This window comes from Paenibacillus xinjiangensis (genome assembly GCF_059686975.1).
In genome coordinates, this window is record NZ_JCAALS010000016.1 from 12,658 (window position 1) to 26,854 (window position 14,197).

Sequence of the window (14,197 nt, forward strand, 5' to 3'; positions counted from 1 at the left end):
GACATTGTTATTGAAAAAATTAGGCTTATCCCTGTTAGCTGTTATGCTGCTGGTCCCAATGGTTCTTATTCCCGGCCCTCAGAAGGCGGATGCCGATCCCGCTGCTAACCCGGCCGTTATCCGCGAAGGATCCACGTATTTGCTTGATTTTGAAGCGGGATCGTTAGTAAGCGGAACTTATCATGATGGAACTAGCAACGCATTCATATTCTCCGGTGATACGAGTCATATTTCGTTAAATGATGGACAGCTCGTGATGGGGTCGTTAACGAGCTCCACTGTGGGGGTGTTCGATTACGGCTTCACCAGTGTGCCGGTAGACAAATACGATAACTTCGAGGTTTCCTTCGATATGACTATGACAAACCGGGAGATGGGTAAGCAGGTCGGCATCCAGTTTCAGAAGAATGCTTGGAACGATGGTTGGGATGCACAATTGAAAACACATTTCACATATGACGGCAAAATGAACTTCTTCGAAGGCAGCACCTCTATCGCCAATACCGATACGGGCAAATATCGCAGCCTCAAGGATTACGGTGTTCCGGGACTGAATCGAGAAGTTATGCCATGGGAAACGTATCGCGTCAAGCTGGTAGCTGACGGTGACCGGGTACAGGTGTTTATGAACAACCATTCGGCACCTGTAGTCGATGTGCTGCGTGCTTCTCCGGTAGGTCAGGGCTTTGTAGGAATATTCGGCAATGCCAATACGGGCTTTAAGCTGGACAACTATTTGTTTAATAAGCTGAAGTCTGAGGAGGAGCGGGATGATTTTGCCTTGTCAGGGGATACGGCAGGCATGTATGTCTATATTCCACCACTAAATGAAAGCGTTACCAAATTTATAGTTCGCTATCAGAATCTGACGGATGCGTCGCCCGTTCAACAACTCTCCTATACCGGCGAGAGGGATCAGTATCTGTATGTAGGCGATTTGACGGCCAACAAAGAATATAAGGTGGAGTTGATCCCGGTCTATACCAGTGAGCGGACGAATGTGGATACGGAAATATCTATATATAAGAGCAAAACGGTTCAAATCGGCCAGCCTCTGCAAACGCAATTGACCGTATCTGCAGGGGAAACCTTCCTCGGGGCTACGAAACAAATCGATGTATCTGTCATCGGCGCCGACAGTATCCGTTACACGCTGGACGGCTCCGAGCCAACGCTCACGCATGGAACGGAGATCAGCGGTGACTACATTTTCAGTGATTCGGTTGTCATCGATCATACACTCACATTCAAAGCGGTGTCGATTCTGGATGGAGAAATAAAGAGCAGCGCTGAGGAAACGTATATAGCCGGTGTAAATCCGGTGCTGATGACCGGCTCAGCCGTGTTCCACAATACGCAGCAGGTGAACATAAGCTCGGAGCATGCTGATGCGATTATTTACACAGCAGACGGCTCGAGTCCGCTCTATGACGCGGTTACCGATACAGCAGCCAATGGTACGATGGTACCCGCTTCGTTGGCTTCGCTAACGATAACGGAAACATCTCAAGTACAGGCGATTGCAGTAAGGGATGGGCTTGCTGGAGCAGTCACCTCGGCACGCTACACGAAAGTGGCGCTGAATAGCGGACTAATCACCTCGTGGGATTTTGCCAGCAACTCGGTTATTTACGCTCAAGAGCAGGATGAGGCATATGGAAAAGCTTCGGCCCCATGGACGAATTTGCTCGGTTGGGATGTGAATGCGGATAAGGGAGTTTGGGCTAATCATATTGTGACAGATAACGTATTCCGAGATTCGGAGGGCGTACATCTGTTTACAACGCCTGACGAAATTGAGGCAACGACCTCCAATCCTACTTTTTATCTGGATTTCCATGATGCGGGACTGCTTAAGGTTCCTGCCGAATATCGGTATTTAAGCGTCTGGATGAAGGTGAACCATACGGCGAATGCTGCAGTCTATTTCGGTACGGATGTAAGTACGGATACGAACAAGCTCAGTGAATCCAGGAAGGTGACCTTCCGCAATACAGCCACAGAAATCCCATCCTTCCAGCGCTATATTATCGATATGGGACAAAATCCGGGCTGGACGGGCAGCATTACAAAGCTGAGGATTGATCCGATGGCCACGTATCCGAGCATGAAGGATGGCATCGAAATCATAGTGAAGGATATCCAGATGCTGCGCAAACAGGATTTGCCGGCCGAGGTCAGGCTGACTAAGTTCGAAACATCGTCTAAGGAGATCTTATCGCCGGGCGATACCTTCGAAATTAAAGCGGTATTGGAGAATATAGGGGAAGACATCGATTCGATGTCTGTGGATTTGTCTGTTCCTGATTTTATTGAGGTTACGCCAGTGGACGATTGGAGTCAGTCAGGCTTGTTATCCGGTCAAACGGCAACTCTGACCTATGAGGCTGAGGTAACGGGCACGGGAGCGGGTGGAATATCGCTGACTATATCGGGAGCGGGTATCCCGACTACAAGAGCATTATCGCGTATCTTCAGCGTGAAGGCTTCGCTGCCAGCCGGTGGTCAGATCGATGATGTCATTATCGGCAATGCCAGCCGACGTCTGGTATTTCCGTCGCCACAGAACACGGGACTTAGCGGCTACGGCTTTGCCTGGTTGGAGGCGCAACGCAATGGCGTCTGGAGCCGGATGGCTGTTATACCGTCACTGGGAAGTGTGCAGCAACTGGCAAGCAATGGTCAAATCCACGTTCAGGAGCTGTATGCAGCGTTACCAGCGGCTGCTAGTCCCTCTGTTTTCCCGATAGAATTCACAGATCCACAGAGAGCCGATTGGACGGGACAGCTGAGCATCGATATGGACGGCGATGGCCAATTCGCGCTTGAGCACTCGCTGCAGGTTGATGCATCACGTGATATCGCTGCTATTGTCGGCCCTACCTTGCTGTTGGGCGAGGCAGGAATTCCATCGCTTGACGAGCAGTACAAGGTAATCAGGTCTGTAGACGAAGAAGCTGCAGGAGATTATATCCATGAGGCATTATTTCCAGGGCTGGAATGGCTGGATGCGATGGAACTGAACAATCGCTCGTCCGATACGGATGCGGTTATTGATTCCGTAGACGCTTATCGATATGTACCTAATCCGCGCAAAATTACGGTTCCCTTGATGGCGGTGCGAAAGGATAATCTGCTATTCGGCTTGATGTGGGATACCCACCAGAAGTGGGATGGCGTGCATGATCAGCCTTCAGCGTTTTTTGGCCTTCCCAACCGTCTGGAGCGGGGGGAGGATACCGTGTCTACGAAGCTGAGTTTGTTTATACCGTCGATGCTTAATGGAATCAATGAGAACGCTACCTTCGCGACGGGTATTCCTGATTTCTATAATCGGATCACTGCCAATTCGAACAATGAAAATCCTGTCCGGCAGCCCTATGCGCTTGGAGCGAATGAAGAAATCACACTGCAGTCTCGCATTTTTGTGAAGGAAAGCACAGAGATTTCTTCTGTTGTTCAGGATTGGATGAAGGAATATGGCCTTCCTGAGCCGCTTGATTATGCGCATGGGACGATGGAGCAGGAAAGTGAAGCGATCTTGACCAGCTTCGAGAATTTATGGAATCCGTCTGAGAATAAATGGATGAACAGGATAGGTCCACTTGCTACGCCAACCATCACTTCTGCCTTTGTTATGCCTTATGCCGTTCTAGGACGTTATGGTGGTGAAGCCTTCCGTGATCTTGCCGAGACGCGCGTGGATTCTGCAATGGCTTCGGTGGGAGGGAATTACTCCACTTATGGATATATCCTGCCGTTCTATCTGGAAGGGATTGCGGGTCCTACAATGGAAGCTTTGAAATCAATCAATGTGGATTCTGCCATTAGCTCGGCACAGATAGTGAACCCCTCGAATGTGTCAGAGGGCGTGTACTGGGATTATCAAACGTATATCACACGCAAAGGCTTTCCGACAAGCGTTCATATGGGCGAACTAACCGATGTGACGGCGGGCTCCAATGTGGAAATTCTATTCAAAATGCTTCGGCACGTGCGAATTACGGGAAATGAATCGGCCTTGACCTACGGTCTTGCGGGATTGGATTACATGAATGAACACTTCACTCTGCCGCGTGGCTCTCAGTCCTGGGAGCTGAGAAATATGATCCCTGAGCTGGAAACAGCAGCCTTGGCCGTTCGGGCTAATGTAGAAGCTTATGCCATTACAGAGAATCCGGATTATATCGAGCAAGCCCAGCTTTGGGCTGGGAGAGGCATGCCATTTATCTATCTATGGGATGATGGTAGCTACGGGATCGATAAGGCGAGTGGGCTGGGCGGCTCGTTCGGCAGTCATACGTTTATGCGCTACGGTGCGATTGCTGCATTTGGCCAATCGACGTACCGCAGCGATGGGAAGCCGCTGCCCGGAACCTGGTTCGGCCGCCCCGTTCAATGGTCCGGACATGATTTCGGCATCGCTCTGATGGAGCTGTATGAAGTGATGGAGCGTGACGGGCTGTGGGACGCCTATTTGCTGGGAGGCGGGATGGATTATCCGACGATCAGCTTGGGTTTGTCGGTCAGCGGCTCCAGACAGACAACTGCTGCCGACAGCTTGTATCCTACTCATTTGTATGATGCGGCAAGCCTGCTGAAGTGGGAAACATCGGATTACCTATATCCCAATTATCAAGGAGCTGAGCTGCTGGGCCTACTGCTTGGTTCGCAGACGAATCCAATTACGCTAACCGTTCCAATTGGAACCAAGCAGATTCGGATAAGCGCAGCATCCGATATCGAGGTCTTAAGCAGCTCGTCAGCATCCATTCAGCTACGTGCCGAGTTCTTGTCTCCCGGGTCTTACACGATCTTCGTACAGGGGATTACGAGCCTTGGAAATGTGCTGCTGAGCAATAATGATGCAGATGCGGCGGTAAGCTCATTTGCCGTAAGGTCCGGAAGCGGCTTTGCCGAAATTCATCTCCAGATCGGGGAGACGGGAGAAACAGAGGTCAATCTAAGCTCGGTTGTTCTCGCTCCCTAGCTCATGCTACTACCGGATTACTTAATTACAAATCTAAGGCAAGGAGAAGTGCGATAAGCGCGTACTCCTTGCTTATTTGAATTGTAATGAATGGGATAATCTTATATGATGGTATTGAATTAGTGTAATTATATTCTAATTAATAAATATATTAATTCTAATTAATCGAGGTACTCATTCTGACTACAACATACAACCATTAAGGAGGATATTTCATGGAAGCTTATTTATTCGTACACTTTAAAGAAAAGAAAACATCTGATGGTGAACAGGTCTATTTTGGACTGAGTACGGACGGGTTTAATTGGGAACAGGTCAATGGCGGCCAGCCTATTCTTTGGAGTAAACAAGGTGATCAAGGTGTACGTGATCATACGATCATTAGAACGAAGCAAGGCAAGTTCTATATCATTGCCACTGATCTTGGGCTTGCGAATGGCTTTGACACCAAGTACAAGAGTAGTTGGGACAATATTTCAAGAGACGGCAGCAAATGTCTGTCCATGTGGGAATCGGATGATCTTGTGAACTGGTCGGACCAGACAATGATAGAGCTCGGCGATGAAGATTATGGATGCCTGTGGGCACCGGATGTCATATACGATAACCAGAATGAAGATTACGTCCTCCACTGGACATCGGCCCATGCCTCTAATAATTATGGCCATAAGGCTATCTATTATTCGCGAACCAAGGACTTTGGTAGCTTCACTAAGCCTCAAATGCTGTGCAGGAAAGACGGCAGCGGAATCATTGATTCTGCTATCTATGAGGAGAACGGCATATTCTATCGTTTCTTGAAGAGCGAGGTTGACCCGGCAGGCATTATTATGCAAAAGGGAACAACGCTTACCGGTGAGTATACGAGAATCGAAGCCTTTGATGAGGAAATGGCCAAGCTCGGCCACAGTGCCTATGAAGCGCCTACAGCATTCAAGCTGCCTAACGGCAAATGGTGTCTGATGCTGGACTTCTTCGGTGTTGAAGGAGAAGGGCAGGGCTACGTTCCTTTTATTGCTGATGATATCGACAGCGGGCGATTCATACGCTCGGATACAAGCTTCAGCTTTCCGTATGGCTTTAAGCATGGCACCGTACTATCGATTACGATGGAAGAGTACGATAGAATAAAAAACGGGAAGTATTAGTTTATTAACGCGATCGAATGCTTCCAAACGACTACTCTATATAAAAGGATGAACGATTATGGATTTCAAACCTCTTGCCTCATTTATCGACCGAATCACCTCCTGGCGTATCCCTTGGGCGGAGGTGCAGGTCATTCATCGCAACGAAACGGTATTCCGATATCGCAGCGGCTACATCAACCTGGAAGAGAAAACGCCGATCGACGAAGGACGGATCTTCAACATCTACTCCATGACGAAGATCATGACCTGCGCGGCGGCGCTTCAACTCGTCGAGAAGGGAGCCATGCTGCTGAACGATCCGCTGTCGGCTTATCTGCCTGAATTCGCCGATATGAACGTGAGGAAGGAGCTTCCGAACGGCGAGGCTGTGCTAGAGAAAGCGGAGAGACCGATCCGAGTGCGGGATCTGTTCACTATGACGGCGGGCTTCTCTTATGATCTCGGAGCGCCTTCCATAAGGGAAGCTGTGGAAAGAACAGGAGGTAAAGTGCCAACGCGCTCCTTCGTGGAGGCGCTCGCCAAGGAGCCGCTGCTCTTCGAGCCGGGTACCCAGTGGAATTACAGCCTGTGTCATGATGTCCTCGCGGCACTTATAGAGGTCGTGGACGGTAGACGCTTCGGCACCTACATACAGGATGAGATTACAGGGCCGCTCGGCATGCGTGACACGAGCTTCGATCTATCGGATGAGCAACGAAGCCGTCTAGCTCCGCAGTACGAATATAATGATGTGCTGGGCAAGCCTAAGCGCAAGGACGGGAACGGTTTCCGAATCGGTACGGAATTCGAGAGCGGCGGGGCGGGACTGTTGTCCACTGTAAGTGATTATGCATTGTTCTTGAATGCGTTGACCAATCAGGGAACGAGTCCAGACGGCGTACGCATCCTATCGCCGGCAATGGTGGAGCTGATGCGGACCGATCACTTGACCGAGCATATGCGTGACGACTACTCATGGGAGCAACTCAAAGGGTATGGCTATGGGCTAGGCGTACGGACACATATCTCCAAAGCGTACAGTGGGTCATTGAGTCCGATCGGAGAATTCGGCTGGAGCGGAGCAGCCGGATGTATGGCTATCATTGATCCGGCTTCACAGTTGACTGTTATGTATGCGCAGCATTTGCTGAATAATCAGGAGCCTTACGTACATCCACGTTTGAGAAATATCGTGTATGCTTGTATGTAAGGTGTCGCTAGACAAGCTGTATTATTTGTTTTATAAGGATAAGCGATAGGTATAAAAGTTAAAGACTGCCCTTGTTGGAGCAGTCTTTTTATAAAAAATGAAATATCCAAATAAAAAGCACAAATTAGAAAAAGGCACTCCTCGCATAAGCTATTCTCGCAATACCTGTACCTGTCTCTATCGTAAAGCTATTAAAAGATATGTCGCTGCCAGCCCTGCAGCTTCGCGAATGCCTCCACGAAGTAATAGTCTCCGTATATCAGGGATACATTGACGTTAGCATTCTGAGGCTTATGTCCAGTAGCTTGAAGAAGGATGGCTTCATGGGAAGGATTATGCCAGGTCGCATAATTCTCGCTTAGTGAATATAGCATTCTCTCACCAGCCGCGGTATAGATACGCTGTTCGGCAGCTGGAACTAGCTTGGCAAGCTCCAGTAAACCGGATGCTGCGATAGCGGCAGCGGAGGTATCACGTGGCTCCCCCTCCAGACTTTCAACACGGAAATCCCAATAAGGTACATGATCCTCCGGCAGTGCGGCAACAAAGTAATGCGCCACACGCTTGGCAGCCTGTAGATATCGATCATGACCGGTACACCGGTAAGCAATTGCAAGGCCATACAGCGCCCAAGCATTGCCTCGGCTCCATGCAGAGGAACCGGAATAGCCTTGGCCGCCCAGAGATTCTAGAAAAACGCCTGTCTCCGGATCAAAGGATAAGATATGGCATACCGAGCCATCCTCACGAATAGCGTGGCGAAGAAAGGTGTCTGCATGGCGAATCGCAATATGCTTGTAGCGGGGATCACCTGTTGTGCGGCTAGCCCAGAACAATAGCGGAATATTCATCATGCAATCGACAATGGCCCAGCCTAGTGCTGCTTGGTCGTTCCACGCACGAATGAACGAGCCATTCACGTTATAGCGGCCTGATAAGAAGTTAGCTGCCTCCAAGCCAATCCGGAGGCCTTCTTGGTCGCCAGTTAATTCGTATTTGATGACAGCTGTCGGCAGAAACTGAAAGCCGACATCATGATGCAATTGAACAGGATGCTCGCCAAAGCCGCGTTCCAGCCTAGCATCCCATTCCCATGCAGCCGCCTTGAATGACTCGTTACCCGTTGTGTCATACATAATCCAAAGCAGGCCGGGCCAGAAGCCGGATGTCCACCAGCTATTGTCGGTGCTATCATAGATGCCGTCTGCTTTGGCAGCATGTGGGGTTTTATGTCCGATTTGTTGGAGCATATGTTCTGCCTTATCCGTTAATTGCAGCCATATTTTTTCTTTATAGGCTTGATCCATTAATATAGAAGCCTCCTCTAGTAGTAAGGATTGCGGTTAAGCCGCCAGCTCCTATTATAGTCTCTGACCAATAGCCAAAGTTGTGTTACTATATTTAAAAATGTTGTTCTGTTGACCTATTAGAAAGAAGTTACAAGCCTATATCCATGCTTGTGGCTTTTTTAGATGAGAATTGTTGATCATTTGAGTTTTACATGGCATTTAGGTGTATGATAAACAAAGTGTCTTATTCAAATTTATGGTTGAATCTGGAAGCGTGCTTTACCAAATTCATTAAAAGAAGTGATACGGAAGATGGAATCATTAGGATTAACGAAAGGGAAGCAGAAGGTAGACAAGAAGCTGCATCAATGGTTTAGCGGCGAAAAGATGAGTTACAAGCAAATGATTGCAATCATCATTCCAATCGTAGTGGATCAAGGCTTCTTGGTCATCATGAGTTTATTAAATACCGCGATGATAAGCTCATCAGGTATAGCAGCGGTCAGTGCGGTAAGTATGGTAGATTCGCTTAATATATTTTTGATCAATGTGTTTGTTGCTGTTGCGACTGGCGGTACGGTAATTGTTGCCCAGTACAAAGGGAGCGGGAATCAGGAGATGGTTGCTCGTTCTGCTTCGCAGGCTATTTCGGCCGTAACGGTTCTTTCATTCATTGTTACGGCATGCTTACTTGCGTTCCATACGCCAATCTTACAGGCATTATTCGGACAGGCAGAAGAGGCTGTTTTTCATAATGCAAGGCTTTATCTCATTGGCAGCTGTTTGTCATATCCGCTAATTGCGATGTTTCAAGCGATTAATGGTGTGCTTCGAGGGATGGCCGAGACGAAAATCTGTCTAGTATTATCTCTTATTATGAATATTACTTTTTTAGTATTAAATATTGTGCTGATTTCGTGGATGGATATGGGCGTAATGGGCCTTATTGTTTCCATGTTAATTTCGCGGGCAATTGGGATGGTAACGGCTCTTCTATACTTGACGAAAATCAATCATTCCTTGCATTTTAAGCTAAAGCAATTGCTGCATTTCGACCATTCCATTTTCAAAAAAATCATGTTCATCGGATTCCCTTTTGCATTAGAGCAAATGTTCTTTAATGGTGGGAAGCTTCTCACCCAGACGTTTATTGTGAAATTAGGGACCGCAGCTATGACGATTAATGCCATTAGCGGTTCGATCTCCATGGTGTTTCAAATCGTAGGGAGTGCGCTTAGTATTGCCATAGTGACAATCGTTGGGCAATGCATCGGCAGTAACAATATTCAGGACGCGCGGAAATTCATCAAGTCGCTGCTTGGACTATCGAACGTTATTTTTGTTCTGATAGGCTTTGCTCTTATGCCATTCTTTCCGTTCATTGTTGGACTGTTCTCACCGCCTGAAGAGATTGTGTCATCTATATTTGCATTGACGCTATTAATTGTTATTGCACAGCCGTTCTTGTGGTCGCTCAGCTTTGTTCTGCCATCTGCGCTTCGGGCAGCAGGGGATTCTCGATTCACATCGGTTACCTCACTAATATCGATGTGGCTGTTCCGTATTATTTTTGGCTATATTCTAGGGATTACGCTGGGCTACGGCATTATGGGGGTATGGATTGCAATGGTAGCTGAATGGGGAATCAGAGGCGTTATTTTTGGCTGGCGTTTTCTTGGAGACAAGTGGTACAAGCACAAAATTATTTGATAGGAGAATCCGTGAACGAGATGCTGTTTCAGGAAATGGATTACGGGGGACTGCCTTTTCTATGGGCGTACCGCAATTGGACGGAGCATGAATTCGAGGGCTACTATCATTGGCATAGAGGCTCCGAAGTATTGATCGTGCACCAGGGACACGGCTCTGTGGTCGTGAATCAGAAGACGTATGAGATAAAGCCTGGCATGCTGTTTTATTTTCAGCCGTTCCAGCTGCATCAAGTGTATGTAGAGGTAGATGAAAGCAAGCCGTATGAACGCAGCGTATTTCATTTTGACCCTGACCGTATGAAGGATTATTTGAGTGTATTTCCGGTTATGTACGGTGTCTATCGGAGAATGCAGACGGGGATAATCGCCAAGCAGGGCATCGAAGTGATCGATTGCCAAGAGGAGCTGGAGGTTGCTTGCTCCGCCTTTCAGCAGAACCTGCTCGCTGTCTCCGCAGGCAGCAAGTCTGAGCATAGTGCGCTGTTTTTGTTGAACATATTGTCGGTCATTGAACGAAGCCTTATTCCGGGAGACGGGCAGATGGAGAGGCTTAAGCCTCTGAGGCAGTCAGAGCTTGTGATGGAATGGATTGAGAAGCATTACGCGGAGCCCTTTCAGCTGGAGCTGCTTGCAAGCGAGCTGCATATGTCGAAGTCTTACCTGTCCCGGCTGTTCCGGCAAGAGACGGGCAGCAGCATCACAGGTTATTTGACTGCACGCCGAATGCAGCAAGCATGCAGCCTGCTGCAAACGACGAGCAGATCCGTAGAAGTAATCGGACAGCAGGTAGGCCTTACGAATACCTCTTATTTTATTAGTCTGTTCAAGCGTATTATGGGAGTTTCTCCGCATCAGTACCGCCTTAATCTGTAGCAGCCAATAAGTGTAGGGGGGAGAAGCTGGTTAGGAATCTGCTGCAGCTATATGCGATCGTTACATGTTTTCCAATTGTTGGCGTCGATTCTGGCTGCGGCTCTCGCTGGGACTTTCTTGATAATGTGCCCGGAAGGCTCGGCTAAAATAAGAATAACTGCGGAATCCGCAGGCTTCTGCAATATCCTCCAGCAGCATGTCGCTATACACAATTCTCTCCATTGCCATAAACAGCCTAATGTCAAGAACGTAACGCATAGGAGATTTGCCGAATGCTTTCTTGAACAAATGGGAGGCAGTGGAGACGCTGACGCCATAATGCTTAGCTATAAGTGGCAGTGTCAGCGGCTTTGTTGCGTTCATCTCCATGAATTGTTTCATTTTGTATGGAATATATAGCTCCGGACGGGACGCTGCGACTGTCTCTCTCTGCACGGATCTCTCAATCGTTAATAGCAGCACTTTAATGATAGTGTCTACCATTTCCCCATGCTCCTCATGAATATTCCGTTTCTCATGAATAAGCTTCCTCCAGAGTGGCAGCAAGTCTTCCGCTGACTGGGTACGAGCTCTGTTCGGCATTCGATTGCACCACTCCCGAGCCCAAGTACCTGTGCAGCATAAATAGTAGTCTCCACTTCCAATAAGCGGATCTGCATCCATATCCATATCTATTAATAACCGATAGTGTTCACCTGGCTTGCGGATGATGAGGTCGCCAGGCTGTACAATATAGGTCTCTCCGCCAAGCTCAATGCGACCTATTCCTTTTGTCTGCAAGCGCAGAAGAATACGATCATCAGACTTTCCTTGCTGCAACGAGTTGTTAAAAGGAGCAGTATGATGCGAATAACCGACAAACAGGCAATTCATCCATGATGTATCTGTCAACTAATTCCACCTCCAGATCACTTCACTCTATATTAACTATCATAATTTTTGCAAAATAAGTCAACAAAAAGATAATCGGACATTCAAACCTTATCCGGTTGTATCTATACTGAGGAGGATAGAACCGAAAGGAGATGCTACCTATTGAAGGATAAGATTGCGGTGCAATTGTATACGCTTCGTAAGGAATGTGAGGTTGATTTCCCAGGGACACTTCGCGAAATAAGTCAAATGGGCTATAGAGGTGTACAGTTCGCAGGCTTCCAAGGCTACGACCCAGTGGAGCTAAAGGCAGTTATGGATGAGGTTAAGTTGAAGACGGCAGGTATGCATGTGGGCTACAATGACATTCTTGCGAATACCGATGCTGTAGTCTCCCATGCTAGATTGTTTGCTACCAAGGATATTATTTGTCCCAGTATTCCGTTAGAGCTTAGAAATGCAAGCGGATACAAGCAGGTGAAGACGGAGTTGAACCAAGCGGCTAAGCAACTGAAGGAGGAAGGCATTCGAATCAGCTATCACAATCATGCGTTTGAATTTGATTCAGTTATAGAGGATCAGAACGCGCTCTCCTATCTGCTTGACCCTGCTGGAGGGAATGAAATTCTCGCAGAGCTGGATGTATACTGGCTGCAGAAGAGTGGTTATGAGCCCGCCCAGTTCCTGAACCCTTACAAAGACAGAATGCCTATTATCCATCTAAAGGATATGACTGCCGATGAGGAGCAGGCCTTTGCAGCAATCGGAACGGGGGTCATTAACTTCGAGCCTATTATCCGCTGGGGAGAGGCAAGTGGCGTAGAATGGTACGTCGTTGAGCAGGATGTATGCCCGGCTGAGCCGTTAGGCTGCGTGCGGACCAGCTATAATAATCTGGATAAGCTGATGTCCGCTCTGACAATGAATGGGTAGGCAGGGGCAGGCTAAGCACACGAAGTGTGAATGATAGGTATCTCAAGCCATTCGGCGCTTCTCATGGTAAGCGCCGAATGGTCTGTCCTTCGTAGAAAGGACCTGCAATCCGGATGTGCTCATTGGGCTCGCTCAGATTGGCAACGCGCCACAGCATTTTATCAGCGGCTTTATATCCCGTCTCTCTGATCAGCAGCTGGGGACGGCTTAAATTCGGCAGTGCTGCCACCGGTCCATTGGCAAGTCCGATAAGTGAGACATCTTCTGGGATGCGGTACCCGAGGGAAGTAAGGCTGTCGTACAGCTTCTCGATATCTTCATCGATTCCGGCAATGATTGCGGTTGGTTGATGGCTAAGCAGCTTGGCATGCAGCATAGCCTTGTCCCATTCCTCCGTCAGCTGCCGATGCACGTCATAATTCAGCTCAAGCTCCTCCATCATTTCCTGAAAAGCTTGCCATCTTCTTGTATATCCCCGCTGGCTGTGAATATCGCCTACATACATGATATGGGTATGGCCAAGCTGTGCGAGCCTGTCCACAGCTATACAGACGGCCTCGAAGACATCCCAAATGACGCTGTCAATCTGAGACAGCGGTCTCGGATAGTTGATCAACACCTTCGGCAATGGCAGCTCGAATAGCTTACGCTCTGTGGTGTCTGAGAGCAGCCTTGGAGCAATGAACAGACCATCAGCTGTCAGCAAATTGCGCTGTTCTAACCATTCTGAGAATGCGTGGTCGGGCACATCCTCATCAAGGACATAGCTTTCGAGCCGATGCTCCAATTGGTCCAGCCTCTCTCGTAATCCCTCTGTCAGCAATAGATTGTAATTCATCGACTGGCGCGATTGAATAAGCACAAAGCGATATTGGAAGGTGGGATAAGGCGCGATGCCGCGGCTAACCATCTCTCGTGCTTGAGCGACAGTCAAATAGCCGCAAGCGAAGGCCGTCCGCATGATACGGCTCCGCGTTTCCTCGGACATGCCTGCTCGCCCTCGGAACGCCTTGGATATGGTCTGAACCGAAAGGCCAAGCTCTTTGGATAGATCGTGCAGCGTAACGGTTTTTCGTGTTCCCAAGTGGTATAATCCCCTTCCTCTTCCAGTCTAATGTCTGAGCAGGCGTCAGCTTCTGTTCACCTCGTACGCGCATACAGAGACAGCTCTATTTTAAACTAAAGTT

General features: G+C 48.4%; 9 protein-coding genes. 6 read left to right on the top strand and 3 right to left on the bottom strand.

The genetic code is table 11. From position 1 onward, the window contains the following. Positions 1-4: 4 nt before the first annotated feature. From AC6ESP_RS16700 to AC6ESP_RS16710, 3 genes are all read left to right on the top strand, one after another. Complete coding sequence (locus AC6ESP_RS16700; protein WP_497097861.1) at positions 5-4,990, top strand: FN3 associated domain-containing protein; 4,986 nt, start codon at positions 5-7, stop codon at positions 4,988-4,990. Positions 4,991-5,205: 215 nt separating this feature from the next. After that, positions 5,206-6,138: a glycoside hydrolase family 43 protein gene (locus tag AC6ESP_RS16705; RefSeq protein ID WP_497097862.1), complete on the top strand. Its 933-nt coding sequence runs from the start codon at positions 5,206-5,208 to the stop codon at positions 6,136-6,138. A gap of 58 nt (positions 6,139-6,196) precedes the next feature. Next, complete coding sequence (locus tag AC6ESP_RS16710; protein ID WP_497097863.1) at positions 6,197-7,330, top strand: serine hydrolase domain-containing protein; 1,134 nt, start codon at positions 6,197-6,199, stop codon at positions 7,328-7,330. 191 nt (positions 7,331-7,521) lie between these two features. Here AC6ESP_RS16710 and AC6ESP_RS16715 read toward each other — a convergent pair whose 3' ends face one another. Then, positions 7,522-8,637 carry a glycoside hydrolase family 88 protein gene (locus AC6ESP_RS16715; RefSeq protein ID WP_497097864.1) on the bottom strand — a complete coding sequence of 372 codons (1,116 nt, stop codon included), beginning with the start codon at positions 8,635-8,637 and terminating at the stop codon, positions 7,522-7,524. A gap of 294 nt (positions 8,638-8,931) precedes the next feature. On the opposite strand from AC6ESP_RS16715, the gene AC6ESP_RS16720 reads away from it, so the two are divergent. Both AC6ESP_RS16720 and AC6ESP_RS16725 read left to right on the top strand, forming a co-directional pair. Further along, entirely contained in the window at positions 8,932-10,329 is a 1,398-nt protein-coding gene (locus AC6ESP_RS16720; protein ID WP_497097969.1) for an MATE family efflux transporter, read from the top strand. A gap of 20 nt (positions 10,330-10,349) precedes the next feature. Then, positions 10,350-11,204, top strand: a complete 855-nt coding sequence (locus AC6ESP_RS16725) for a helix-turn-helix domain-containing protein (RefSeq protein WP_497097865.1) — start codon at positions 10,350-10,352, stop codon at positions 11,202-11,204. A gap of 60 nt (positions 11,205-11,264) precedes the next feature. Here the strand turns inward: AC6ESP_RS16725 and AC6ESP_RS16730 are convergent, their stop codons facing one another. After that, positions 11,265-12,095, bottom strand: a complete 831-nt coding sequence (locus AC6ESP_RS16730; protein ID WP_497097866.1) for an AraC family transcriptional regulator — start codon at positions 12,093-12,095, stop codon at positions 11,265-11,267. A 144-nt stretch (positions 12,096-12,239) separates the two neighbouring features. Between AC6ESP_RS16730 and AC6ESP_RS16735 the strand changes: the two genes are divergently transcribed. Continuing rightward, positions 12,240-13,010: a sugar phosphate isomerase/epimerase family protein gene (locus AC6ESP_RS16735; RefSeq protein WP_497097867.1), complete on the top strand. Its 771-nt coding sequence runs from the start codon at positions 12,240-12,242 to the stop codon at positions 13,008-13,010. A gap of 61 nt (positions 13,011-13,071) precedes the next feature. Here AC6ESP_RS16735 and AC6ESP_RS16740 read toward each other — a convergent pair whose 3' ends face one another. Then, positions 13,072-14,094 carry a LacI family DNA-binding transcriptional regulator gene (locus tag AC6ESP_RS16740; RefSeq protein WP_497097868.1) on the bottom strand — a complete coding sequence of 341 codons (1,023 nt, stop codon included), beginning with the start codon at positions 14,092-14,094 and terminating at the stop codon, positions 13,072-13,074. Positions 14,095-14,197 lie beyond the last annotated feature (103 nt).

Excerpts from the sequence above, each read along its gene's own strand:
- AC6ESP_RS16705 (WP_497097862.1), top strand. The coding sequence starts at position 5,206 with ATGGAAGCTTATTTATTCGTACACTTTAAAGAAAAGAAAACATCTGAT.
- AC6ESP_RS16710 (WP_497097863.1), top strand. The coding sequence starts at position 6,197 with ATGGATTTCAAACCTCTTGCCTCATTTATCGACCGAATCACCTCCTGG.
- AC6ESP_RS16715 (WP_497097864.1), bottom strand. The coding sequence starts at position 8,637 with ATGGATCAAGCCTATAAAGAAAAAATATGGCTGCAATTAACGGATAAG.
- AC6ESP_RS16720 (WP_497097969.1), top strand. The coding sequence starts at position 8,932 with ATGGAATCATTAGGATTAACGAAAGGGAAGCAGAAGGTAGACAAGAAG.
- AC6ESP_RS16725 (WP_497097865.1), top strand. The coding sequence starts at position 10,350 with ATGCTGTTTCAGGAAATGGATTACGGGGGACTGCCTTTTCTATGGGCG.